Source organism: Pirellulales bacterium (genome assembly GCA_019636345.1).
GTDB lineage: Bacteria > Planctomycetota > Planctomycetia > Pirellulales > Lacipirellulaceae.
On record JAHBXQ010000001.1, the window covers coordinates 179,772 to 206,066 of the forward strand.

18 protein-coding genes are annotated in these 26,295 nt (G+C 65.8%); 16 read left to right on the forward strand and 2 right to left on the reverse strand.

Annotation, left to right across the window (positions count from 1 at the left end; all coding sequences use genetic code 11):
- The first annotated feature begins 12 nt into the window (after positions 1-12).
- The 14 genes from KF688_00655 (at position 13) to KF688_00720 (ending at position 21,015) form a co-directional block, all read left to right on the forward strand.
- Complete coding sequence (locus KF688_00655; protein MBX3424161.1) at positions 13-1,026, forward strand: LacI family DNA-binding transcriptional regulator; 1,014 nt, start codon at positions 13-15, stop codon at positions 1,024-1,026.
- A 99-nt stretch (positions 1,027-1,125) separates the two neighbouring features.
- Positions 1,126-2,445, forward strand: a complete 1,320-nt coding sequence (locus tag KF688_00660) for a sugar ABC transporter substrate-binding protein (GenBank protein MBX3424162.1) — start codon at positions 1,126-1,128, stop codon at positions 2,443-2,445.
- A gap of 3 nt (positions 2,446-2,448) precedes the next feature.
- Positions 2,449-3,414, forward strand: coding sequence for a sugar ABC transporter permease (locus KF688_00665; protein ID MBX3424163.1), 966 nt, complete (start codon positions 2,449-2,451; stop codon positions 3,412-3,414).
- Positions 3,411-4,232, forward strand: coding sequence for a carbohydrate ABC transporter permease (locus tag KF688_00670; protein MBX3424164.1), 822 nt, complete (start codon positions 3,411-3,413; stop codon positions 4,230-4,232). The genes KF688_00665 and KF688_00670 overlap by 4 nt, the downstream gene beginning before the upstream one ends.
- Before the next feature lie 74 nt (positions 4,233-4,306).
- Positions 4,307-7,852 (forward strand): hypothetical protein, encoded by a 3,546-nt coding sequence (locus KF688_00675; GenBank protein ID MBX3424165.1) that lies wholly within the window; start codon positions 4,307-4,309, stop codon positions 7,850-7,852.
- Positions 7,849-9,255: a beta-glucosidase gene (locus KF688_00680; protein ID MBX3424166.1), complete on the forward strand. Its 1,407-nt coding sequence runs from the start codon at positions 7,849-7,851 to the stop codon at positions 9,253-9,255. Before KF688_00675 ends, KF688_00680 begins: the two co-directional genes overlap by 4 nt.
- Positions 9,252-11,384, forward strand: coding sequence for a hypothetical protein (locus KF688_00685; protein ID MBX3424167.1), 2,133 nt, complete (start codon positions 9,252-9,254; stop codon positions 11,382-11,384). The genes KF688_00680 and KF688_00685 overlap by 4 nt, the downstream gene beginning before the upstream one ends.
- Positions 11,385-11,788: 404 nt before the next feature.
- Positions 11,789-12,529 carry a PEP-CTERM sorting domain-containing protein gene (locus KF688_00690; protein MBX3424168.1) on the forward strand — a complete coding sequence of 247 codons (741 nt, stop codon included), beginning with the start codon at positions 11,789-11,791 and terminating at the stop codon, positions 12,527-12,529.
- A gap of 856 nt (positions 12,530-13,385) precedes the next feature.
- Positions 13,386-14,897 (forward strand): PEP-CTERM sorting domain-containing protein, encoded by a 1,512-nt coding sequence (locus KF688_00695; GenBank protein ID MBX3424169.1) that lies wholly within the window; start codon positions 13,386-13,388, stop codon positions 14,895-14,897.
- 133 nt (positions 14,898-15,030) lie between these two features.
- The gene (locus tag KF688_00700) at positions 15,031-16,191 is read left to right on the forward strand and encodes a DUF1559 domain-containing protein (protein MBX3424170.1); all 1,161 of its coding nucleotides are present in this window, start codon (positions 15,031-15,033) and stop codon (positions 16,189-16,191) included.
- A gap of 482 nt (positions 16,192-16,673) precedes the next feature.
- A complete protein-coding gene (hisH, locus tag KF688_00705; protein ID MBX3424171.1) occupies positions 16,674-17,279 on the forward strand; it encodes an imidazole glycerol phosphate synthase subunit HisH in 606 nt (201 codons plus the stop codon).
- 180 nt (positions 17,280-17,459) lie between these two features.
- Positions 17,460-17,909: a hypothetical protein gene (locus KF688_00710; protein ID MBX3424172.1), complete on the forward strand. Its 450-nt coding sequence runs from the start codon at positions 17,460-17,462 to the stop codon at positions 17,907-17,909.
- A 214-nt stretch (positions 17,910-18,123) separates the two neighbouring features.
- The gene (hisA, locus tag KF688_00715; GenBank protein ID MBX3424173.1) at positions 18,124-18,855 is read left to right on the forward strand and encodes a 1-(5-phosphoribosyl)-5-[(5-phosphoribosylamino)methylideneamino]imidazole-4-carboxamide isomerase; all 732 of its coding nucleotides are present in this window, start codon (positions 18,124-18,126) and stop codon (positions 18,853-18,855) included.
- A 69-nt stretch (positions 18,856-18,924) separates the two neighbouring features.
- Positions 18,925-21,015 carry an elongation factor G gene (locus KF688_00720; protein MBX3424174.1) on the forward strand — a complete coding sequence of 697 codons (2,091 nt, stop codon included), beginning with the start codon at positions 18,925-18,927 and terminating at the stop codon, positions 21,013-21,015.
- Between the two features lie 78 nt (positions 21,016-21,093).
- On the opposite strand, the gene KF688_00725 is transcribed toward KF688_00720, so the two are convergent.
- Complete coding sequence (locus tag KF688_00725) at positions 21,094-21,462, reverse strand: hypothetical protein (protein MBX3424175.1); 369 nt, start codon at positions 21,460-21,462, stop codon at positions 21,094-21,096.
- A 562-nt stretch (positions 21,463-22,024) separates the two neighbouring features.
- Here KF688_00725 and KF688_00730 point away from each other — a divergent pair.
- On the forward strand, positions 22,025-22,984 hold the full coding sequence (locus KF688_00730) for a serine acetyltransferase (GenBank protein MBX3424176.1): 960 nt from the start codon (positions 22,025-22,027) through the stop codon (positions 22,982-22,984).
- A gap of 269 nt (positions 22,985-23,253) precedes the next feature.
- A complete protein-coding gene (locus KF688_00735) occupies positions 23,254-25,038 on the forward strand; it encodes an ABC transporter permease subunit (GenBank protein MBX3424177.1) in 1,785 nt (594 codons plus the stop codon).
- A 69-nt stretch (positions 25,039-25,107) separates the two neighbouring features.
- On the opposite strand, the gene tatC is transcribed toward KF688_00735, so the two are convergent.
- Positions 25,108-26,190 carry a twin-arginine translocase subunit TatC gene (gene tatC, locus KF688_00740; GenBank protein ID MBX3424178.1) on the reverse strand — a complete coding sequence of 361 codons (1,083 nt, stop codon included), beginning with the start codon at positions 26,188-26,190 and terminating at the stop codon, positions 25,108-25,110.
- Positions 26,191-26,295: the final 105 nt, after the last annotated feature.

Consider the following 26,295-nt stretch of genomic DNA (forward strand, 5'->3'; position numbering starts at 1 on the left):
CCCAGGTACCGTATGCCTGTCTCGATTCAAGACGTCGCCAAACGCGCCAGCGTGTCGATCAGCACGGTTTCGCGCGTTCTCAACCGCCGCAACATCGTCAACGAGACGACTCGCAAACGGGTCGAGGAGGCGATCACCGAGTTGGGCTATCAGCCCAACGTGTTCGCCCGCGGGTTGATGTTGCGCCGTAGCCACGTCTTGGGGCTCGTGCTGCCCGATCTGCACGGCGAGTTCTATTCCGAGATCATTCGCGGCGCCAATGTTCGGGCCCGGGAATTGGGCTACAAGCTGATGATTTCCTCGGTCGCGGCCGACGACGACGGCAGCGAACTGATGGCCACTGTGGCCGACCAAGCCCTCATCGACGGGGTGGCGGTCATGGTCTCGGAGGTCGACGCCCGCACCCGGGCTACGCTGTCGGGGGTGAAGGGGCCGCTGGTCGTCCTCGACGGCGAGGTGCTGGGGGTCAAGCACGACAGCGTCGTCATCGATCAACGCATGGGGGCGGTCGCGCTGATTCGCCACCTTGTCGAGCGCCGCGGCGCCCGCCGGGTCGTGTTCGTCGGCGGATTGCCTACGAACTTCGACACGATGGAACGTCTCGCCGCGGCTCAGGAGGTGACTCGCGAAGCGGGGGTTGCGCTCGAGCCCGGCGATATCTTCCACCTTGATTACTTGTACGACACCGCGTTCGAACTCGGCCAGCGCAAGGTGCGCGAGTGGTCGCATCGTCGGGCGAGCGTCTTTGCCGCCAACGACGAAATGGCCGCGGGGATCATCGACGCGGCAATCGACGCGGGCTTGTCGGTCCCCGACGATCTGCCTGTCGTCGGCTTCGACGACACGCGAATTGCGGCCATGACCCGGCCTCGGCTCACTACGGTGCGGGTCCCCATGTCGAGCATGGGCGCTGCCGCGATTGACTTGTTGTTCCAACGGATCACCGACCCCAAGCGACCGGTGGCCCGTTTGACCCTGCAGTCCGAGTTGGTCGTCCGCGAATCCTGCGGCGCCCCGGAGGCCTGAACGGCCGGGCGTGCGCGGCGCTGGCGCCGACCGAAGTCATCATCCCCCCCCCCGCGCCCGGCGGCGTCGGGGCCTCCTTTGCTTGTCTTGCCGTTGGCTATGGCTGGTCCCGTCGTCTCACCGAAGTTTGCCGCGGCGTGGCTCGCTCTGAGCCTCGCGCTCGGCTGCAGCCGCGGGGACCAGCGGGCCGAGCGGATCGAGTTCTGGGCGATCGGCTCAGAAGGAGAGGTCGTCGCCCCGTTGGTGCGGGAGTTCGAGCGGCTCCACCCGGGGACGGAAGTTCGGATCCAGCAGATCCCCTGGACCGCAGCTCACGAGAAGCTGCTGACCGCGTTCGCCGGCGACGCCCTTCCCGACGTCTGCCAATTGGGAAACACCTGGATCGCGGAGTTTGCGGCGCTCGGGGCGCTGGAGGATCTTTCCGACCGCGTCGGCGCGGATCGACCTGTCGACCCGCAGGCTTTCTTCCCCGGCGTGTGGGAAGGCAACGTCGTCGGCGACGACGCGGCGGGCGAGCGACTGTACGGCGTCCCCTGGTACGTCGATACGCGGGTGCTGTTTTATCGCACTGATCTGCTGGCAGCTGCCGGGTTCGCCGAGCCCCCGCAGAGTTGGGACGAGTGGCTCGCAATGGCCCGGGCCGTCCAAACGCGGCAGGGCGCTGACGACCACGCCATGCTGCTGCCGACGAATGAGTGGGAACAGCCGGTGATTCTGGGGCTGCAAGCCGGCTCGACGATGCTGCGCGACGGGGGCCGCTATGGCGGGTTCGAACAGCCGGAGTTCGCTCGGGCGTTCGAGTTCTACGCCTCGATCTTCGCCGAGGGGCTTGCTCCCAAGACCCCCAACACGCGGATCGCCAACGTGTGGCAGGAGTTCGAGCGCGGGGCGTTCGTGTTCTACGTTACGGGGCCGTGGAACGTCGCCGAATTTCGCAAGCGGCTCGGCCCCGCGATGAACGGCAAATGGACCACGGCGCCCCTGCCCGGGCCCGACGACCAGTTCCCCGGCGCCTCGATGGCGGGGGGCTGCAGCTTGGTGCTGTTCGCTGCGTCGCCGCGGAAAGACGCGGCTTGGCGGCTGGTCGAATACCTCGCGTGCCCCGAGCAACAAGCGGCGTTCTTCGCCGCGTCGGGCAACTTGCCGACCCGTCGCGCCGCTTGGCAGGACCCGCGCCTTGCGCAGGACGAACATCTGGCGGCCTTTCGCCGGCAGTTGGACAACGTGGTCGCGCTGCCGCGGGTGCCTGAGTGGGAGCAGATCGCGATGCGCGTTTGGCCCGCCGCCGAGGCGGCGATCAACGGCCGCGCTACGACCGCCGCGGCGCTTGCGCGACTCGATCGGCAGGTCGATTCGATCCTCGAGAAGCGCCGGTGGATGCTTGCCCGTCACTCGCCCCGAATTGCGGAGGCGGACTGACCGATGGCGATCCCCGCGTCACTCTCGCAGGCGACGAACCGAACGTTTGGCGCGCAACCGGGCCCGGCCGGCAGTTCGGGGCGGTTCCTCGGAATTGCCGCCGGGTGGTGGTTCGTCGCCCCGGCGCTGGTGATCGTGGGGGCGTTTTTCCTGGGGCCGATCGCGGCGTCGTTCGTCCTCAGCGTGACCGACTTCGACATCTACGCCCTGGCCGACTGGCGGAACCTGAGGTTCTCCGGCGGGCAGAACTTCAGCCGGCTGCTGGTCGGCGAGCAGAGCGGCGTCTTCTGGCAGGCCCTGAAGAACACATGTTACTTCGTGCTCGTCGGGGGGCCGCTGTCGGTGCTCGTCTCGCTGGGAGCCGCCTTGCTGCTGGAGGCCAAGCTCGCCCGTTGGAAGGGGCTGTTGCGGGTCGTCTTTTTCGCCCCGGTCGTGACGACCCTTGTGGCGACCTCGATCGTGTGGCGCTATCTGTACCACGGCAAGTACGGGCTGATCAATCACGCGCTCGAGTCGCTCGGGGTCGACCCGATCGACTGGCTCGGCGATCCGCGGTGGGCGATGCCGGCAATCATCGTGATGGCCGTCTGGAAGAACTTCGGCTACAACATGGTCATCTTCATGGCGGGATTGCAGAGCATCCCGACCGAGCTCTACGAGGCCGCGGCGCTCGATGGCGCCACGCCCGCCCGGCGGTTTGTCTACGTCACGCTGCCGGCCTTGGCGCCCACGTTTCTGTTCGTGGGGGTCACGACGATGATCGGCTGCTTTCAGCTCTTCGCCGAGCCGTATGTGATGACTCGCGGCGGGCCGGAGGGCAGCACCTACAGCCTCGTCATGCTGATGTACGAGGAGGGCTTCCGTTGGTGGCGCCTGGGAGCGGCTTCGGCGGCGGCCTTGGTGTTGTTCGCCATCACGCTGGCCGCAGCCGCAGTGCAGATGTCCCTCCAGCGGAGGGCGCTTGCATGAACCGCATCGTCGCCTCCATGGCTCTGAACGGCCTGTTGATCGTGTTGGCCCTGTCGGTCATGGCGCCCCTGGCGTGGACCGTAGCGGCCTCGGTGATGCCGGCCGGATCGGCCCAGCAGTACCCGCCCCCCCTGTGGCCGCGGGAGTTTACGCTCGACAACTACCGGCAACTGTTCAGTCGGCTGAACATGGGGCGATATTTTGCCAACAGCGTCGCTGTGTCGCTGGCGATCACGGCCAGCGCGTTGCTGTTGAACTCGATGGCCGGCTATGCGTTCGCCAAGCTGCGATTCCGAGGTCGCGACCGGGTGTTCAAACTGCTGTTGGCCGGGCTCGTCGTCCCGATCCAGGCGGCCATGCTGCCGCTGTTTTTGCTGCTGAAGCACATGGGGGTCATCAACACCTACTGGGCGGTCGTCATCCCTTCGATGGCCACGATTTACGGAGTTTTTCTGGTTCGGCAGTACGCGACGTCGATTCCCGACAGTCTGCTCGACGCCGCCCGGGTCGACGGGGCAGGGGAGCTGCGAATCTACCTCTCGGTGGTCCTCCCCCTGCTGCGGCCGGTGCTGGCCACGCTGGGGATATTCACCTTTCTGGCCGCGTGGAACGACTTCATGTGGCCGCTGGCGGTGCTCACGGGGAACGATTCCTACACCTTGCCGGTCGCCCTGGCGATCCTGTCAGGGGAGCATGTCCAGGATGCGGAACTCATGATGGCGGGCTCGGTGGTGACAATGCTGCCGGCCCTGGTTTTATTTGCGGCGCTACAGCGACAACTCATTGGCGGGATTATGATGGGAAGCGTCAAAGGTTAACGCCAGCCGCGACACTCATGGCGTCGGCGACCCCGCGGTCGCCGAGCCGCAACGATTCAGGACGACCTCACGCGATGGAGCAGACACAACCCCCGACCCGGTTCGGCGTCGCCCAGACGCCCGCGACCGTCCGGCCTCCCGACGAGGGCGCCGCGACGCTGCGCGGGCGTACGCTGCGGTCGCTGGTCACCGCCGCCGGCGCCGGCGGGCTGACTTACGACGGCCTAGCCGTCACCCGTTGGGACGGCGACATGTTGCGTCAATCGCTGGGCGCCTTCCACTATCTTCGCGATCTCGATTCCGGGGGACTGTGGTCCGCCGGCTGGCAGCCGACGGGCGCCGTCCCCGATCACTACGCCGCGGAAACGCGCGGCAACGTGGCGACCATCCACCGCATCGACGGAGGGATCGCCTCGCTGTTGGAGATCGCCATCGCCGAGGCCGACGTTGAAGTCCGGCGCTGCACGGTGTGGAACCTGGGCGAAGGGCCGCGCCGCATCGAACTGACCTCGTACTTGGAGTGGGTCCTTCAGGAGGCCGCAGCGGACGCGTCGCATCCGGCGTTCTCGAAGTTGTTCGTGGAAACGTCGATCGATTGCGAGGCCCGCGCAATCTTCGCCCGCCGTCGCCGGCGTTCTCCCGAGCAGCCGCTGTTGGCCGGGGCGCACTGGATCGCCGACTTGGCGGGCGAGCTGCTCGGCCAGCCGACGTTTGAAACCTCGCGGACCGCGTTTGTGGGCCGCGGCGGTTCTGTGCGCCAGCCGCTGGCTTTACGCGGAACGCTTTCCTCCGCAGGCCGATGCGGCCCGGTGCTCGACCCAATTGCGAGTTGGCGAGTCGCTTTTTTCTTGCCTGGAGGTGAAAGCGCTTCCATCTCGCTTGTCACCGCCGCCCGCGCTGACGTGGACTCGCTGCACAGCGACATTGCCGCGTGCGACCGGTCCGCGTTGCGCCGCGCATTCGAGCCGCGCGACGCGTCGACCTCCGCCTTGAACGGCGACGTGCCAGTAAGCCAGTCTTCCGCGACTGCGGCGATCGAACTCGATTCCCTCGTCGCGGAGGAGATGCTGCGCGTCGACCCGCCTCACACCGAGTTCTCCGGCCAGCCGTTCGTGCGGGCGACTGCGCGGTCGGCGCGAGGGAGCGCTCGCGACCCAGGGGGGGACGCCGCCGAGCCATTGCAGTTTGCCAACGGTCTGGGCGGATTCTCCGCCGACGGTTCGGAGTACGTGATCCGCCTTCGCCCCGACGAGGACGGCGCGCTTGCGTTGCCGCCGCAACCATGGGTGAACATTGTCGCCAACGAGGACGGGGGTTTCATCGCCACCGAGACCGGCGCCGGTTACGCTTGGACCGCCAACAGCCGCGAGAATCGGTTGACCCCCTGGCATAACGACCCGGTGCTTGATCCCCACAGCGAGGCGATCTATCTTCGCGACCGCGATTCGCGGCGTTATTGGAGTCCGCTCCCCGGGCCGGCCGGGGCGGGCGTCGAATGCGAGATACGGCACGGCTTCGGGGCCAGCGAGTACCGCCAAGTCGCCGAGCAATTGGAGCAGCGCGTCGTCGCCTTTATGCCTCCGCGCGGGGCGGTGAAGATCACGCGCATGTCGCTTTCCAATCGGGGATCCGAGACCCGCCGGCTCGACGTGATGAGCTACGCCGATCTGGCGCTGGGGAACGGCACGCACGAATCCGCCGCGGGGGTCGTCGCTTGGTTCGACGAAGACTCGCAGGCGATCTTCGCGAAGAATCCGCGTCGCGAGCTGGCCGGGCGAATCGCGTTCGCAGCGATCCTGGGCGCAGATGTCGAAGAGCCAATCTGCTGGTGCTGCGATCCGCGAGACTTCCTCGGGCCGTTGGGAGATCTCGCGGCGCCGCGGGCCGTGTGCCGCGGTCGGCGGCTCGTCGGCCGTCCGGCGAGCGGCGGTCCCGCATGCGCCGCGTTGCAGGCCGAGCTCGAGCTGGCCCCCGGCGCCGAGACTGAGGCGGTCCTCCTCGTTGGCGAAGCCGACAGCCAAGCGGAAGCTCGGAAACTGATCGACCAGTACCGATCGCCCGCCTCGGTCGAAGCGGCCTTGGCGGCCGCGCGCGACAAATGGCGTGGCATTCTGTCGGCGATTGAGATCGAGACCCCGTCGCAGCCGGTGAACCTGATGGTCAACGGCTGGCTCCCTTACCAGAACCTAAGTTGCCGGATTTGGGCCCGCAGCGCGTATTACCAGGCTGGCGGGGCGTACGGATTCCGCGATCAGCTGCAGGACGCGGCGGCGTACGTTTACCACTGGCCGGAGTTGACCCGCGATCAGATCGTGCGGCACGCCTCGCACCAGTTCGTCGAGGGGGACGTACTCCACTGGTGGCATCCCCCGCTGAGCCGAGGCCTCCGCACGAGGTTCGCCGACGATTTGCTGTGGCTGCCGATGATCGCCGCCGAGTACTGCGCTACGACCGGCGACGAAGCGTTGTGGGATTACGAGGCCCCGTTCCTTCGCGGCCCGCAGCTCGATCCCGGAGAGGACGAGCGATTCATCCTCCCTGAGCCGGCGGGAGTCGCCGGGTCGATCTACGACCATTGTTGCCGGGCCGTCGACCGCTCGCTCGCCGTCGGCGACCGCGGTTTGCCCCTCATGGGGTGCGGCGACTGGAACGACGGCATGAATCGCATCGGTCACGGCCGCGGCGAGAGCGTGTGGATGGGTTTTTTCCTCTGCTACGTGCTCGATCGGATGATCCCGGTTTGCCGGCGGCGCGGGGATGACGAGCGAGTCGCCAGCTACGAGCAGCACCGCCGCAACCTGACGGCTGCGCTCAACGACGCCGGGTGGGACGGCCAGTGGTATCGCCGGGCGTATTTCGACGATGGCACTCCGGTCGGTTCGATCGATTCGGTCGAGTGTCAAATCGACGCCCTCGCGCAAGCCTGGGCCGTCCTCTCGGGGGTCGCCCCGGCGGACCGCGCCGCCGCTGCCCTCGACGCCGTCGACGAGCGGCTCGTGCGACGCGACCTGGGGATGGTCAAACTGCTCGATCCGCCGTTCGATCGCTCGCCGAACGACCCGGGGTACATTCAGGGTTACGTCCCGGGGGTCCGCGAAAACGGCGGGCAGTACACCCACGGCGTGTTGTGGTATCTGCGAGCCCTGGCCGAAGCGGGACGCGGCACGCAGGCGGTCGAACTGCTGGAGATGCTCACCCCGATCCGCCACGGCGACTCGCCCGAGCAGGTCGCGCGCTATCAGGCCGAGCCGTACGTGGCGGCGGCCGACGTGTACGGTCAACCGCCGCACGAAGGCCGGGCCGGCTGGACCTGGTACACCGGCAGCGCGGGGTGGATGTTCCGCGTCGCCGTCGAATCGATCCTGGGGCTGTCGATCAACGGCGGCAACGAGCTCGTGCTCAACCCGTCGATCGCCGCCGATTGGCCGAGGTGCCGACTCTTCTATCGGCCCGACCGCCAGGGGACCGAGTACGCGATCACGATCGAGAACCCCTTGGGTCGGGGGCGCGGCGTGACCGCGGCTTCGCTCGACGGCCAACCGGTCGCCGTGGTCGAAGGCGCGGCGCGCGTGCCGCTGGCGCGCGACGGTCGTCGCCACGAAGCGAGGATCGTGTTGTGAATCGGCCGGACGCGAGCAAACTGCCGCCGCCCGTACCGAGGTTTCCCGCCGACTTCGTGTGGGGCGCGGCGACGTCGGCCTACCAGATCGAAGGCTCCCCCGACGCGGACGGCGCAGGGCTGAGCATTTGGGACGAGTTCGCTCGCTCTCCCGGCAATATCGCGGCGAACGACAACGGCGACGTGGCGTGCGACCACTACCGGCGGTGGCGCGAAGACGTCGCCTTGATGAGCGAACTGGGACTGCAGGCCTATCGGTTCAGCGTCGCCTGGAGCCGCGTCCTCCCCGCGGGGACCGGCCGAGTGAACGGTGCCGGACTTGACTTCTACGATCGGCTGGTCGACGAGTTGGTCGACCGCGGCATCGCCCCCTACGTCACGCTCTATCACTGGGATCTGCCCGCGGCGCTCGACGCCCGCGGCGGGTGGCTCAATCCTGACTCGGCGGAGTGGTTCGCCGAGTATGCGACCGTCGTCGCCGATCGGCTGGGAGATCGAGTCGCCAGTTGGGCGACGCTCAACGAGCCGTGGGTGTCGGCCCATTGCGGCTACCTCGTCGGCGAGCACGCCCCAGGGCGGCGCAGTCGGCACGACGCCTGCCAAGCGGCCAACAATCTGATCCGCGCCCACGCGGCAGGCTTGGCCGCGTTGCGGAGTCGCGGCGTCCCCAGCGCGGGGATCGTCGTCAATCTGACCCCCCAGCACCCGGCAAGCGATTCGCCGGCCGACGAGCACGCGGCGCGGCTGGCCCATGCGTATATCAATCGCCAATTCCTTGATCCCATCCTCTTGGGCAGCCATCCTGAAGAGATGGCGACGCTGTACGGAGACGCTTGGCGGCCCCTCTCCGCAGCCGACTTGGCTGCGGCGAGTCGGCCGGTCGACTTCGTCGGGGTGAATTATTACCTCCGCGAGGTCGTCGAAGCCGATCCCGCGGCGACGCCGTTCGGCATGAAGATCGTGCGGCAACTCGGGCGGCCTTACTCCGAGATGGGATGGGAGATTTATCCCGACGGACTCCGGGAAATCCTCGTCTGGGTCCGCGATCGCTACGGCGACATGCCGCTGGCGATCACCGAGAACGGCGTTGCGCTGATTGATCCCCCCGTGGTCGACGGCACGGTAGCGGACGGTCCGCGCATCGACTACCTCCGCGCCCACTTGGCCGCTGCAGCCGAGGCGCTGGCCACGGGGGTCGACCTGCGCGGGTATTTCCTGTGGTCGCTGTTGGACAACTTTGAATGGGCGCACGGTTACGGCAAACGCTTCGGCATGGTCCACGTCGATCCGACGACGGGTCGCCGTACGCCCAAGACCAGCGCGTGGTGGTACCGCGGGCAGATCGAAGCCTCCGCCTCCGCCAAGGCACGCCCTGCGGCAGCCGCACTTGGGGAGACGCCATGACCGCAGGAGCGATCTTGCGACGGGTCGCCGCGATCATCGCCGTTGTCAGCGTCGCGTGCGTCGGGCGGCGCGGCAACGGCGCCGACGTCGGGCTGGTGTCGCTGTTCGACGGCGAACGGACCGGCGTCGTCGGCGCTTCGCAGTTCCTCAATTCCTGGGGGGGCGGATTTTCCCCGGGCAATATCGTCGGCGTGGCCCGCGATCCGACTGTCGCACGGAGCGGGGTTGCTTCCGTTCGCGCCGATCTCGGCACGATCGCCTCGGGGGGCTTCGGGTTCTTCCAAACCTTCGCCGGCGAAATCGCCGGCTCCGCGCTCCGCCAGACGCGCGACATGACGCGCTACGAGCGGTTCGAAGCCCATGTTCGCAACGACACCGGCGCCGCGCTGAATCTCGTCTACGAGATCAAAGACTATCGCGACAGCAACAGTCACCGCGCGCAACGCACATTCTCGATCCCCGCCGGGGCCGGATGGACGAAGATCGAAGCGTCGCTCGCCGGAGGGCTTGCCGGGTGGACGATCGACGGGACCCCCGACCTGTCGCGAACCTACATCAACAGCTTCGTGGTGAGTCCCCAAACGGGCGCCGCGTCGGGATCGATCTTTCTCGACGACTTCAAGTTCCACGAAGTCGGCCCCGTCCTCGATTCGCAGACCGCCCCCGTTACGGCCTTGGCCGAGCGGCTCGCCGAGCGGCAGTTCAGCGGCCTGTGGACCGCTCGCAATCGCTCGACGGGCCTGATCTACAACACGTCCGACGACGCCGGCGCCGCGGCCATGAACACGACCGCCGGCGTGCTGTGGATGCTCCCCTCGGCGGTGCGGCGGGGGTGGGTTTCGCAGGCCGACGCCGACGTCGCGGCCGGGCAGATCGCCGCGTCGCTGCAGACGAATCTCAACCTGACGACCTACTTGCCGAGCCGTTTCATCAACCCCGCCGCCGCCGGCCTGCCGGGAGGCGACAACGAGGAGTCGAGCATCGACGCGTCGTTCATCGCGCTGGCGCTTCACCGGTACAAGACGCTCCCCACGACGTCGCCGAGCCTCGCCGCGGCGCTCGATGCGGTGCAGAATCGATTTCAATTCGACGCCTTCGTGCGCCCGGGAGGGTTCGATCTCGCCTATCGCCCGACCACGGGGTTCACCGGCGCCACGTACAACGGCTACACGAACGAGGGGAAGGTGATTTCGCTGGCCGCTGCGGCGTCGGACGATCACCACGTGCCGCTGGCCGACCGCTGGAACAGCGACACGGGTCGGGTGCGAGCCTTTCTGGTGAACGTGGCCGACGCGCATCTCGTGCACAGTTCGACCATGTATCGCGCCCCCTTCGAACAGGCGCTGGTGAACCTGTTCGTCGACACCTCGGATCGGGGCGTCGACAACTTCCCCAATCGCACGCTGGCGACGAATCCGTGGGTGAACTTCGTCCGCTATCAGCGCGAGACGGCGGCCAAGCTCGAACAACTGGGTCGGGACGGACTGTTCCAGCCCGATGCCGGCCTGGGGTTCGTCGGCTCCGGGGGCTATCAGCAGTTCAGCTTGTACAACGACTTCGGCCAACCGGATTTGCTGATGCCATGGAGCGTATCGCTGGCGCTGTTAGCCGGGGCCGACGGCGCCGAGGAGGCGCTCCGCGCGTTCATGGGCAATGAACTGCTCAACGGACCCTTGGGATTGGCCGACTCAGCCCGCTGGACGACCGGCGCCGCCGGGCCGACTAACGTGCCGGCGTTTCAGGACAACTGGAACATGGTTCTCTCCACGATGGCTTTGCTGGAGTATCTCGACGGCCCTGACAGCGGCAGCCGGTTTTTTGCCAACTTGCCTGAGATCTCCGCCCAATTGGATACGGTCTTCGTCGACGGCGACATGGACGGCAACGGCGTCGCCGACGCCGCCGATTTGGCGATTTGGCAAACTGGCTACGGCAAACTGGTCGGGGGGCTGCCCTCGCAAGGCGATGCGAACGGCGACACGCGGATCGACGGGGCCGATTTTCTCCGTTGGCAGCGAGGCTTTTCGGGAGGGGGAGCAGTGGAAGCGGCGCCAGAGCCGGGAGGATGGTTGCTGCTGCTCGCCGGGGGGGCGGCTGCTTGTCTGATCAGCCGGTGCAGCTTCAGTTAGCCCCCAGATTTCCGGTCATTCGCTCGATTGGCAATTGGCGCCAGCTTCAACGGGCGATTTCTTAGGAAATGCTTGACTTTGCGGTTTGGGGCGGTTAACCTCAGTTTGTTGCAAGCGCTTTCATTGTCGTTTTGAAACGTTTCAACTGACTTTTCTTGTCCTTCGGCAAGCCGCCTGTTTTTTTGAGGAGGCGAGGCCAGCGATGGCGACTTGCTCCGATTCCCCAGCGGGGAACACGTTCGACCGTGGGCGACCATGGCCGTGCCGACGTCACGAAATGCGGCACGTGTGATCGACGTTCGCGACAGATCCGACCAACTGCGTAACAGAGCGGCAGGCGTTCCGGGGCACGTTGCTTTCTTGATTTGAGTTTGGTTCTAGTTTTTCGTCTGCGAGGTGTACTAATGAAACGTGTCGTGACTTGGTTTTCAGCATTGATGATCTTGATCGGGGCTTCGAGCAGCGCACATGCGCTGTTGACCAACGGAACGTTCGACGCCACGGTGCTTGTGGAAGTGTCGCCGGGCTTTTCGCTCCCGCATCCGGCGAATTGGGTCAACGACGGCTCCAAGACGAACAGCGGGCCGTTTATCGATGGGCTTTCTTCGGAGCCTTGGGCCGGGCCGGCGCCTACGCCCGATACCAATCCCGGTGACTTCGGCGTGTTCTTCAAGCCGTTTGCCGGCACTCTGTCGACGGGCGATTTGCTGACGGTTCACCTGCGGCAAGACGTGGCCGGGACGGCGGGGCTCCGCTACGTTCTCACGGGCTGGGCCGGCGCTGAGGCGAATTTCTCGGGATTCATTGCCGGCACGGCGACCAAGGCCGAGTTGGCTGTCGAATTTCTTGACGCCGGCAACTCGGTGATCGGCGGCGACGTTCGCGATCTGATCGCCGAAGGGCTTGGTTCGACCGTCGGGGCGCCGTTCGGGTACAAGCAGTTCACGGCCGCGGCGCTTGCTCCGGCGGGAACGGTTTCCGTGCGGGCTCGCGCGTCGTTGATCGACGGCTACGGCAATCCCGCCGGCGGCGGTCAGGCGTTCGTCGTCGACGACTTCGTGTTGACCGCGGTTCCTGAACCGGCCAGCATGGTCCTCGTGGGCGCGGGGTTGCTTGGTTTGATCGCCCTGCGTCGCAGGGGCTAGTCGACTCGACGATGCGGGGGCAGCGTCGATCGATGTGTCGGCAACGGGTTCCACGACCGCGAAGGGGCGCCTGCAATCAGCAGGCGCCCCTTTTTCGTCTTCGCAAAAACCAGCGGCGGTGCGGCGTGCCAGTGCAAAGTCATGCCGAGGTTCCAACTTTCACGCTCGCTCGAGCACCGCATACCCGCCATGTTGTCATGGTCCGACAAGTGAGACGCCGGAGCATGGCCACCGCGAAGACGGCGTGTCCGAGGGACGTCGAAACCGTATTCGGCCCAAAGTCAGAAAGTCCGGAAAAAAATGAAATGAAAGCGCTTGCAAAGGTGGCACGGGCGGCTACAATTCGAGGTATGAAGTCATGCGGTCGCTTCGGCGACGTATCGTCGCCCCGCGATGGCCGCTCCGCAGCGCCCGCTCGGCTCTGCACTCCTTTCCGGTTGGTTCCTTTTCACTTGATCTGACGTCGGCGCGGAGGCGACAACCTCGGCGAAAGTTCAGCGGAGAACTTTGACGCCGCGGCGTCGGGGTTCGCATGGATTTTGTCCAGTTCTCTATCGAAATCATTGCATTGGCCCGCGGGGCCGCGCGTCGCCTTTTGCGGCGAACATCCACGGCAATCATTCAGGCAGGGTGAGGAGGTCCAGCAGCAGCGAGCCCGGCATGCCGTTTCTGCGGCAGCCAAGCATTGGCCTGCGATCAAGTTCATTGCTTTCGATCGGACTTTGCAGCGGGGCAGCCGAAGTCCGATCGCGAGCGCACATGGCGACGTCCTTGCCCGGTGGACGTTTGCTCGACGACGGCGGAGATCGGGCAGCTTGTCAGCGACCTCGTATCGAGATCTCAGAGGGAGTTTCCAATGAAGAAAACGGCGTTCTCCATCGTGGCGGCGGCATGCCTCGCGTTCCAGTCTGCTCAAGCGGTCGAGCTACTGATCAGCGGAGATTTTGAAACGCCCCAGGGCGTAGGCGATATTCCCGGCTGGAACCTGAGCGAGTTCATCACGGATTCTGACGCTCCGATCAACTCCGCCGATCTCACCGGCGGAACAGATATCCAGTTGTTCTTGCGAGCATTCGAGGGAGGGCGGGGGCCGACTGTCGAGCAAGGCAACTACGACTCTACGGGAGGCGTCGACGGGCGCGATTTCCTCGTCTGGCAGCGCGGCGGTTCGCCGAATTCCGGAGGTCCGGCCGATCTCGCGACCTGGCAGACAAACTACGGGATGGCTGGTGCGAGAATGACCAACGCGGTCCTCACGCAAACAGTGCCTGGCATCGGAGGCGAAACCTACACGTTCCAAGGCACTTCGACGTTTGAGGACAATTACTCGGGTTTCGTCACGACGCTCGACGCCGAGGGGCCGTTCGGGGCGATTCCCTCGCCGACGACGACCCACTTCAAGATGGAGTTCCTCGGCGCCGGCGGGTCGCCGCTCGGTTCGCCAGTGTTGTTGGACCTGCGTACCGAACAAGGTTTCCCCGGGTTTCCCGTCGTCCACACGCCGCTGGTCGGCGTGGCTCCGGCAGGCACGACCAACGTGCGCGTGACGGCCGAAGCGCTCAACATGGTGTGGAACGGCAATTCGACGACGATGGGCGCCCTACAGTCCGCGTTTTTCAACGACTTCTCGCTTGAGTCGGCCTCGAACCCCGGGAACGATCTGCTGACTAACGGCAATCTCAACCAGGGTCCGCCGGATGCGCTTGACTTCTGGAATCAGGTCGAAACTCCCGCGACACGTACTGAAATTTTGAGAACACCTATTGCGGCTTTTTCAAATCACACTCCGGGCGGATCGCGTGGCGTTTGGTTGAGTGCATTCTTCGGGAATCATCCCATCTTCGAGCCGACCCCGGTCACGGGAAGCATTTCCCAAACCGTTCAGGCGGTCGCGGGCGCCGAGTACACTTTTTCCGGCTGGACGAAGTTTGAGGCGAACTACTCCGGCGGCGTCGACACGATCAGCCTCAGTAGTCCGGGGACAATTCCTGGTCAGTCCTCGCCGACCAGCACGGAGATTCGTCTGGAGTTTCTCGACATCAACAGCAACGTCATCGCCTCGTCGGTCATCGACGTGAAAGCGGCTAGGCGTCTGATCAGCCCCACGGGCAATGCGAACGACAACATTTGGTATCAGCATACCTTGCAGGCAGTTTCCCCGGCCGGCACCGTGTTTGCGCGGCTGAGCGCGTCGATGATCAACGGGGTGTTCAACGTCGATCCCGGTCAATCGGCGTTCTTCGACGACTTCTCACTACAAGGACCGGCGGTGTCGCTCATCGCCAATACGGCCGTGCCCGAGCCTTCGTCGCTGATTTGCTTGGCGTTGGGGACGTTGCTGCTCGGAGCGCGGAAGCTTCGCAAGTAGTTTGCCACGGTGCGCCGGCGAGTTCGGACGCTCGCCCGACCCGTTTCACTTGACATGTCCGGCGCTCTCGCGACCGTGGCGTCGGTTCCGGGTGCGCCCTGATGACGCCCCGCACGATAAGGATGCAGTAGCTATGAGGCCCCCATCGTCCTCGCAACGCGTCTCCCCTGGGAACCGCGCGTTCACTTTGGTCGAACTGCTGGTCGTGATCGCGATCATCGGAATCCTGGTCGCGCTGCTGTTGCCGGCGATTCAGGCCGCCCGCGAAGCGGCTCGTCGCACGCAGTGCATGAACCAACTGCGGCAGATGGGGCTTGCGTTGCAGAATCACGTGTCGGCTTACAACGTGTTTCCGACCGGCGGAAACGTCCCCAACCCGGCGATCCAGGACTACGTGAGCGGGTCGACCACGAATCCCGGCGTCCCCAACGGGCCGAACAAGCAGGGGCTGGGCGCGTTCTATCAGATGCTCCCTTATCTCGAACAGAACGCCGTGAAGGGACTCGTCGAACAGACGCGTCTGCAGTCGACCATTATCCCGCTCTACAACTGTCCGTCGCGGCGCCCGGCGGTGCAGGCGGGCAACAGTTCGGTGGGAGGACAGCTCACCGACTACGCGACCGCGCAACCGGGGACCGACTATTGCGGGACTACTCCGTACGTCCCTCTCGACGCTTGGCCGTTTTCGGGCTCCACGCCCGGGTTTGCGATCCGTTCGTATTGGTGTGGTTCAGGCGGCCCTGGATCGTGGGGCGGGGACGACACCGCACGAAGCGCCAATTACGGCGGCGTCATCGTGCGCACGCCGTATCGGATCGTCACCCCGGCCTCGGCGTCCGCCCCCGCCCGGGGGGAACAGGTTCCCGGCTTTCCGACAGCGATTCGCCCGGGGCAGATTCCCGATGGCTTGAGCAACACGCTCGTGATCAGCGAGAAGGTGGTCCGCTACGATCTGTACGACGGCGGGCTGGTCGCCACCGGCGGCGGCGGCGTTTCGGACGACAAGGGCTGGGCCGACGGGTGGGACCCCGACTCGGTCCGCTATGCCGGCGTCCCCCCGATCAGCGACAACGACCAGGGGGTTTGCTGGAACTCCAACCCGGCGATCCAACGAACCTGCATCGGGTTCGAAGGCTCGATCCCCGTGTTGTTTTTCGGCTCGGCCCACCCGGCGGGGATTAATGCCACGTTCGCCGACGCCTCGACCCGCACGATCAACTTTGACATCGACCACCGGGTGTTCAACGCGCTGGCCACCCGGGACGGGGGCGAACCGACCGGCGACGCTTATTAGGCGGCGCCGTTTACGGAACTTCTGAGCTGCCCCGGACGGCACGGCACGACGCGTTTCTGGTCGATCCCCGTTGCGGCCTCATCCGCAGTTCTCGTCGGGCGAGCTCCCTTGGCGCTCCGTACGACAGGGACGTTTGTGGTCGGTCAGCCCCATGTCAAGGGTGCTGAGAACTTGCACGGCGGCAAAGAAAAGGACATGCCACGATGGCAGGACGGGCACGACGACCTGCAGCTTTGGCTTGATCCGTCGTTTTCATCGTGTCTTCGCGGCTCGGGCTTCATGGCCTGAAGAGTTCTCGGCAGTTTTCTCTCGGTTTGCCGAGCGTGCGTACGGATGCGGCACGGCTCCTGCCGACGCCAAGCGGCGGCTCGCCATCACTGTCCCTGCGGGTTAGGATGGTGCGAACCCGCCCGACGCGGCGTCGGTCCCTCTGGCTGCGTCCCACGCCGTCAAATCCCCCTTCGCCTTCGACTTCACGCGTCATGCTCGCCATCATCGACTACCAAATGGGGAACTTGCGCAGCGTGCAGAAGGGGTTCGAGCGGGCCGGACACGCGGCCGCGATTTCCTCCGACGTCGAGACGCTGGCCGCGGCCGACAAGCTGGTGTTGCCGGGCGTGGGGGCGTTCGCCGACGCGATCGCCGAGCTGCGACGCCGCGATCTTGTGCCGGTGATCAAAGACGCGATCGCCGCGGGAAAGCCGGTGCTGGGAATTTGCCTGGGGTTGCAGATGTTGTTCGACGTCGGCTACGAGGATGGCGAGCACGAGGGGCTGGGGGTGCTGCCGGGCGAGGTGCGGCGATTCGACGTGCCGAGCGAGTTCAAAGTCCCTCACATGGGTTGGAACCGCGTGCGATATACGCGTCAGCCGCCGATCTTCGCGGGAATTCCCGACCAGTCGCACTTCTACTTCGTCCACTCGTACTATGTCGTCCCGCGGGACGAAGAAGTCATGGCGGGGACCGCCGACTATCCTGATCCGTTCTGCGCAATGATTTGGCGCGACAACCTCTTCGCCACGCAATTCCACCCTGAGAAGAGCCAAGCCGCGGGGCTGGCGGTGCTGAAGAACTTTGCGGAGTTGTGAGCGGCGTCGGAGCGCCTGTTCAGCGGGGCGTGTCCCATTGCCGTCGTCGTTCGTCGGGGTCGAGAGTTTTTACACCCCTGGGAGGTCGGACGAGGCTGGCACGCCGCGGCAAGCTTCCGCGCGCCGATGATCGAGATCCTGCTAACCCCGTCGACGCCATGATCGGAGTTCCGTAGCCCCATGGCAATCTGGATCGTTATTGGAATCATCGCCGCCATGACCGCCCTGATGGCGATCCTGGCTCCGGCGGTCATGGCGTTCATCGCGCGGCTCAGCGGGTGGCGCACCCTGGCTGAGCGTTATCCCCCCGCCGATGCGGCGCTCGTCGAACGGTTCGCTTTTCAGTCGGTGAAGATCGGTTGGGCGAGTTACAACAACTGCGTCACCGTCGACGTAACGACCGCGGGTCTGCGGTTCGAGCCGTTTTGGTTGTTTCGGTTTCAGCATCCGGCGTTCGAGTTGCCATGGGATCGGCTGAAAGCGACGGCAACTCGACAGATGCTCGTCATCCCGGCGATCGAACTGTCGGTCGACGGCGGCGTGCCGCTGCTGATCTCGGCGACGCTGGCGGCGCGGATCGAAGCGGTCGCCGGCGAGTATTGGCGCGCGGCGCTCGATCGCGCGGCCTGATTGGCGCTCGACGCCGGGGCGGTTCCGAATTCGCGCACCGGGCGTGCGGAACCGAGCGCTTGAACTTCCCCGCGGGCTGTGCGATATTCACGAAAGTTGCCCGCAACGACTCCGCTGCCGCTCTTGGGCATGGGATTTGTAGCAGGCCAGTCGATGCGAGCCCCGCCGCGGGCTCGCCGTGCTTAGTGCTTCTTGGGCCCGGCGGTAGACGGTCATGCAAATCTGGCCGGCGATTGATCTGTTGGCTGGCCGCTGCGTACGGCTTCAGCAAGGGGACTACCAGCGGGACACGGTCTACTCCGACGATCCCGCGAGCGTCGCGCGACAGTTTCAAGACGCAGGGGCTGAGCATCTCCATCTTGTCGATCTCGACGGCGCCAAGGCGGGCCGGCCCGTGAATCTCGACGCCGTGCGGACGATCCTCGCCGCGGTTGACATGGAGTGCGAACTGGGGGGAGGGGTGCGCGACGAGGCGACGATCGAGTCGCTGCTCGGCCTGGGGTTGTCGCGGCTGGTGCTGGGGACCTCGGCGCTCAAGCGGCCCGAGTGGTTCCGCGACATGTGCCGCAAGTTTCCCGAGCGGCTGGTGCTGGGGATCGACGCCAAAGACGGCTTCGTCGCCACGGACGGTTGGCTCGAGACGAGCACGACCCCTGCGCCGGAGTTGGCCGCACAATTCGCCGATGCGCAGCTGGCGGCGATCGTGTACACCGACATCGCGACCGACGGCATGTTGCAGGGCCCGAACCTGACGGCGATGGCCGAGATGCAAGCGGCGGTCGACGTGCCGGTGATCGCCTCCGGCGGAGTGACGACCGCCGAGGACGTGCGGGCGCTCGCCGCAGCGGGGATGGCCGGGGCGATCATCGGAAGGGCGTTATACGAGGGGACTGTTTCGTTGCCGGCGGCCCTGCAAGCCGCCGGCGCCGACGCCGCCCGCACCTGACGGTGCGCAGGCGGCGTTTTTTTTGTAGGTCGACGGCTTTCGACCGCTTTTCACACAGGAACCACGGCCATGTCACATCACATTGCGGATATTCGCAACCTCGTCATTTGCGGACATGGCAGCGCGGGAAAGACCTCGCTGGTCGATGCGATTCTCGTGAAGACGGGCGCCGTGCAGGCCAATCCCAGCGTCGACGCCGGAACGAGCATTTGCGATTTCGACGAGGAAGAGAAGCATCACAAGCACTCGATCGAAGCCGCATTGGTGCATTTCGATCATGCCGGCAAACGAATCCACCTGATCGACACCCCTGGCTATCCCGAGCTCGTGGGGCAGATGATCGGCGCCATGCGGGCGGTCGAGACGGCGCTGATCGCGATCGACGCCCACGCGGGGATCAAGGTGAACACTCGCCGGGCGTGGGCCGAGGCGGGCAAGGCGGGCTGCGGCCGGATCATCGTCCTCACCAAGATCGACGGCGACAACAACGATCTGCCGGGGCTGGTCGACGCGATCAAGGAGACCTTCGGCCCCGGGTGTGCGCTGTTGAACGTGCCGCTCGGGACGGGGGACGCGGTGCACGGCGTCGCAAGCACCCTGACGCCTCCGGCCGCTGCGGCCGACGCGGCGATCGATCCCAACAGCATTCACGAGGCGCTCGTCGAGTCGATCATCGAGGCGGACGAGGCGCTCATGGAGCGGTACTTCGAAGGGGAGATGCCCTCGAACGAGGAGCTCGCCCGGCTCATGTCGCAAGCGATCGCCGCAGGTACGCTGACTCCGATCGTCTGCGTGTCGACCAAGAAGGGGGTCGGGCTTGACGAACTGCTCGACGTCATCGTTTCCGCCGCCTTGCCGCCGACGGCCGTGCCGCGCACCGCGACCAAGGACGGCGACACGGTCACGCTCAAGCAATCGGCCGACGCTCCGCTGGCGGCTCAAGTGTTCAAGACGCGGATCGACCCGTTCGTCCAACGGCTGAGCTTCATTCGCGTGTACGCCGGCACGATCAAGAAGGACGACTCGGTCCACGTCTCGGGCGCCCGCAAGAACGTGAAGATCGGGACGCTCTTGGGGGTGCAGGCCGGAGCGACTCAGGCGATCGACTCGCTGAGCGCCGGCGAACTGGCGGCGATCGCCAAGTGCGAAGATCTCCACACCGGCACGTCGCTGGGAGACGTCGAGCTGCCGCCGCTTGAGTTCCCCACGCCGATGATCGGCCTGGCAGTCGCCCCCAAGGCCCGCGGGGACGAGGCGAAGCTCTCGGGCGCCTTGACCAAACTGACCGAGGAAGACCCGACGATCCACGTCGAGCACGACCCCGAAACGAAGGAGATGGTGCTCACCGGCATGAGCGAGCTGCAGCTCCAACTCGTCCGCGAGCGGCTCAAACGCCGCGATCATGTCGAGATCGAGACCCACGAGCCGAAGATTCCCTACCGCGAGACGATCGCCGCGGACGGCGAGGGGATGTATCGGCACAAGAAGCAGACCGGCGGGGCGGGGCAGTTCGGCGAGGTCCATTTGCGGATGTACCCGCTCCCCGGCGACGTCGACGTCGAGACCTATGCGACCAAAGAGCGGTTTCCGTCGCTCAAGGAGAAGCACTACTACAAGGAGAGCAACTTCTTGTGGCTTGACTCGGTCGTCGGGGGCTCGATCCCGGGCAACTTTATGCCCGCGGTCGAGAAGGGGCTGCTCGAACGGCTCCGGGCCGGGGTCGTTGCGGGCTGCCCGGTGCAGAATGTGTGCGTCGAGGTCCACTTCGGCAAGAGCCACCCGGTCGACAGCAACGAAACGGCGTTCCGCATCGCAGCCAGCAAGGCGTTCGCCGAAGTGTTCAAGAAGTGCCGGCCGTCGCTGTTGGAGCCGATGGTCAACCTCCACATCAGCGTCCCGGCCGACAAGGTCGGGGACGTGTCGAGCGACCTGTCAGGCCGCCGCGGCCAGATGGCGGGGATGGACAACGCCCCGGGAGGCTTTACGACCGTCGAGGCCCGGGCGCCCCTGTCGGAAGTGACGACCTATGCCCGCACCCTGTCGAGCATGACGGGAGGGCAGGGAAGCTTCACGATGGAGTTTTCACATTACGAGATCGTGCCGAGCAACGTCCAGCAGGAGATCGTCAGCAAGGCGAAGGTGAGGGAGGAGGAAGATTGACAACGAACGGGGCGATTGGCGAGAGCGGGGAGTCCGATTCGACGGCTTGCTCCTTGCCGCTTCTGACGATTGCCCCGCTCAGTTCGTCAACCATGCCAGCCCCGTGTAGATGATCCCGCACAGCGCGCCTTGCACGACCAGGATCGTCAGCGCCGTGAAGGGGCCGGTGGGGAGGCTCACCGCGATGACCAGGGCCGCGCTCAGCGCCCCGGCGGCGGTCTCAGTGGCAAATCCTTGCGCCACGCCCATCAAGGGGAGGAAGTAACGCAGGGCGATGTTCGCCGAGCCTCCGACGAACACGATCATCACCGCGTGCCAGAACTTCGGCGGATCGACCGTGCAGAACCCGCAGGCGATCTGCAGGGCCCACGCGGCCACGGCCAGCGTGATCGGCAACCCGACCACGAGGACCCAGAAAGGATCAAGTTCGCGCAGCATGAGCTCCACGATCGCCCTCGCAGGTGTGCGGACGGTCGATGCTCCAACGCGGGCGCCCCAGGGCAACTCTATCTTGCATCGCGTGGCGATGAAGCGACGGGGGAGAAGATCGCGGTGGAGTTTGGGCAACTCGGGGCGGGGGATTCGGGATTTTGCATTCTGAGTTCCGGATTCAGATCGCGGGGGCCGTCTCTTGAACAGGGGGCCCCTTGTTCAGGAGACGGCTCGCAGGCCGAACCTGCCGGGACGTTCGGCCGTCTTGAATTGCGGCGCCGGCGCCGCTGGCTTGTTTCCTGAGGGCCGCAGAGGCCGTAGAATGCCTAAACTCGGCAGGACCGGTCTGCCGAGTAAATGAGGGCGGGCCATGAGCGCCCGTCCCGTCCCGCCTGCCGCGAGGATTCGGCCCATGCCGACCCCCACCGCTCGCTGCCTCTGTACCTGCCCGGCCTGATCGGCCGGACCTGTGCGCCCTTGTGCGTCGCCGCATCCGAGTCGCGGCGGCGATTCTCGGCCCGTACGACCTACCGCTCGCCGGCCCTGCCGCGCGGAGCGTGCGAGAGGAACCCCGACGATGGCGACTGATTTTCGCCTGAAGGATCAACTGCCGGACATCACCGAACGGATCGTCCGCACCTACCGCGAGGTGGGCAGGATCAACCACCTCGATCACTGCCCCCTGCCGCGTTACGACGAGGTGATCGCGGCGACGCTCGACCTGATCGAGTTGATGTACCCCGGCTATCGGCGGCGCGAGGGGCTCCATCATGGCAACGTCGGGTACTTCGTCGGCGAGCTCGTCGACCGGCTCCACGACGTGCTCACGCGGCAGATCGGGCGGGCCCTGCGGCACGAGGCGGGCGCCACGAGCGACTGCGACGACGATCACGACTACGAAGCGCTCGGCCAGGCCAAGACGATGCTGTTCTTGGACAAGTTGCCGGAGCTGCGCTCGGTGCTGTCGACCGACGTCCAGGCGGCGTTTGACGGAGACCCGGCGTGCAAGACCCCCGACGAAGTGATCTTCTGCTATCCCGGTCTGCAGGCGATTACCGTCTACCGGCTGGCCCACTTGCTGTGGGAACTCGATATCCCGTTCATCCCGCGGATGATGACCGAGTGGGCCCACGGCCGTACGGGGATCGACATCCACCCGGGGGCCACGATCGGCAAGTACTTTTTCATCGACCACGGCACGGGCGTCGTGATCGGCGAGACGTGCGAGATCGGGGAGCGGGTGAAGCTCTACCAAGGCGTCACGCTGGGGGCCCTCAGCTTTGCCACCGACGGCGAGGGGAACCTCGTCCGTGGGCAGAAGCGGCATCCGACAATCGAGGACGGCGTGGTCGTGTACGCCAACGCGACGATCCTGGGGGGCCGGACGGTCATCGGCCGCCACTCGGTGATCGGTTCCAGCGTTTGGCTCACCCAAAGCGTCGGACCGCGGACGACGGTCGTCCTGGAAAAACCCCAATTAAAAATGCGAAGCGAAGTCCCGGACGAGCTGCAACCCGAGACGAACTACGGCATCTGACGCTGAATCGGTCGGGAACGCCGGCTTCAGCGCATGGGGACGAGCGCGGATTGACGATCGCAGTCATGCCGCGTCCCCCGGCGGGGCGTTCCCATGCTCCCTTGTGCTCTCGTCGCATCCTGCGGCAATCGCCCTCAAGCCGCGGCTAAGTCGGTCGTGAGCCGCGGGCGGAAACTTCTGGCGTCGGACGACGGAGCGCGGTACGATTCGCCCGCCGGGTCGGTGTGATTCGGCGGGCTTGTTCCCGTTTTGCCGCCGCCCGCTCGCCTATGCTCGCCGGACCGATCTTTCGCTGGGAGATGACCGCCGCGGGCCGGCGGAGCAGGTACTTTCTCGTTCGCATTGCGTACGCCGTGGTGCTGCTGCTGGTGCTGTGGAGCGTCTATGAATCGACGCTCCGGTATGTGCGCGGCGGTCGCCAGGGCTCGATCCAGCAAGCGGCCGAAGCGGCTTGGCAGTTCTTCTACGCTTATAGCTGGGTGCAACTGCTCGCCGTCGTGGCGATCGTCCCTGCCTTGGCGGTCGGGTCGATCTCGACCGAGCGCGAGCGACGCACCATCGAGTACTTGTTCGCCACCGATCTGTCGAACGCCGAAATCGTCCTCGGCAAGATCGGCGCAAGGCTTCTGCTGACCGGCAAGTTTTTGCTGACCGGGTTGCCGATCCTGCTGTTGTTTCGGCTCTTGGGCGGAATCCCCATGGAGCTGGTCGTCGCCGGGGCGATCCTCTCGGCAAGTACGGCGATCCTGTTGACGGCGTTGGCTACCTGCGTCTCGGTTTGGTCGAAGCGGTCGCGCGACGCAACCATCCGCGTCTATCTGATCTTGGCCGTACTGACGACGCTCGTCCCGATGCTGTCGGTCTGGTGGAACATGGTCTTGGGCAGGCAACTTCGGGCGCATTACTTGAGCGTTGCGCTGGCGTGGTTGACGGAACTCAACCCGCTGCAGGTGCTGGGACAGGCGCTCAATCTTGGCGGCGTCGGCCTCGACGCGCAGGTCGTTTACGCGACCGCCGGCTGGCATCTGGCGATCGCCGCCGGGCTGACGGGTTTGGCCACGGCCGCGGTGCGGCGGGTCCACCTGCGCGAGATCGCCGCGGGCGCCGCAGCCGCAGCGCGACGCCGGCTGCTCCCTCGATTGCCGCGGTGGCGACCTGCCGTCGGCGATCGCCCGATGATCTGGAAGGAAGCCTTCGCCGGCTCGGCGAAGACCCGGTTGGGCGTGGTCGGCAATGTCGCGGCCGGTGTCGTCGGGTTCTCAGTCGTCGGTTTCACGGTGTACGCGTTGATCGAGTCAATGGGCCGGAGCAATTGGTCCTCCGGCCGACCCGCATGGCGGCCGTTCGTCGAGTACTTGGCCGTGCTGACGGGGTGGCTCGGCACAGGGCTGGTGCTGCTGGCCGGGGCGCGGGGCGCGGGGCTGGTCACGTACGAGAAGGAGCGGGACTGCTGGATCTCGCTGTTGTCGACCCCGATGTCGGGGCCCGAGATCGTCTGGGGCAAGGTCGTCGGCAATCTGTACAGTTTGCGCGGAGGCGTTTATCTGCTCGGCGCCGCGTGGGCCCTGGGGGTGTTTCTGACGCCGAGCTTCCTGTTTCCGGCGCTGCTGTCGGCGGGGACGCTCACGTTGGCGGCCCTGTTCGCCTCGCTCTTGGGAATCGCGTACTCGCTCCGTTCGCCGACGACGCTCCGCGCCACGGGGTACGCGCTGGCCACGCTGCTGTTCGTCGGCGGCGGATACATGTTTTGTTGCTGCATGCTGACGATGGGAGGAGGGGGAAGCGGCGCTGAGATCATCCTCGCGGCGTGCATCCCGTTTCTCATCGTGTTTCCCATGATCGCGTACGCCTCGGCCGGCAGCATGATGTTCGACTTCACCGACGGCGCCATGCCCGCGGCGTTCATCTTGGGGGTCGTCGGGTACGCGATCGCCGTCGGCATGCTGCACGTGACGACGGCGGGCGAGTTCGAGCGACTCGCCGGACGCAATACGGGGATGCCGGACGAAGTGCGCCAGTCGCCGCTGCAACGCCCCGCAACCCCGCAGGGATGAAGGTTGCGTGCATGCTCGGCGATTATTGCAGCGCGTTGCGAGCGCCGCCCGCCAGTGCGATCGCCGCCGCTAAACGGTTGATGCGGCGGGGGCGGGGGCCTTGGCCAGGCTGCGGCCCGGCATGTATTTGCAGAGCAAAATCCCGCCGAAATACAGCACGCACAGCGGGGTAGCCATGACGAGCATGCTCCCCGGGTCCGCAGGGGTAAGGAACATTGACAGCGTACAAATCACCAGCACCGCGATCCGCCAGTTCTTGAGATACGCCTCGATCGACACGATTCCCAGCCGCTCAAGCGCCAGCATCACCAGCGGCAACTGGAAGCTCACTCCAAATCCCAGCGGCAACATCAGCACCAACGTCATCCAGTAGCTCAGCCGCGGATCGGGGTCGGTGCCGGTCTGCTCGAAGAACCAGAACAGAAATTCGAGCACGTAGTCGAACGCCACGTAATACGCCAGCGCCCCGCCAGCGAAAAACAAACCCGTGCTGAGCGGCAGGTAGGTGTACACGTAGCTCTGCTCGTGCCGATAGAGCCCCGCGGCGACGAACTGCCACAGGAAGTAAAACACGAAGGGGCTGGCCAGTACGGCGCCGACCACGAGCGACGCCTTGACGTAGACCATGAACGGCTCTTCGACCCCCAGGCCGACGATCCTCATCCGCGGGTCCTCGGCCAGCGGCTGATAGACCTGCAGCTTGATCATCTGCTCACGGACCGGCGAAGCGTTGGGATCGCGCACCGGGCCTGCCGGTTGCGGCAAGGCTGCTGCGGCGTCCGGGAAGTTCGGCTTCAACGCTGCCGCCAGCGCCTGCGGGTCGAGATACATGTCGTGGGGGACGAGGCCCTGCTTGGCGAACTCCTCGGCCGCCTTGTCGAGGTTCGCCGGGACCGTCTCCCCCGCGGCCTTCAGCGCGGCCAGCCGTTCGCGTTCTTGCAGCATGATCTGCCGCGTGTAGTGCCCCTCGAGCGCTTCGAGCAGCGGTCCCTGGATGTACTGGACCACGTCTCGACCGACGAGCAGTCCGACGCAAGAACCCGCGACCAGGGCCAGCAGCGACCTGACGACCGCCTTGCGCAGCTCTTCCAGGTGCTCGCCGAACGACATTTTCGACTGTTCGAGGCGAGCTTCGTCGTCGGTGCTGGGCATGGGCGAGCAAGGCGGCGCGGCGAGCAGGGTGGGAGGGGGCGAGCGTGACTGTTATTCTAACTGGCCAAGGGCGGCTCTTGAATCGCCCCCTGTGCACGACTGTTT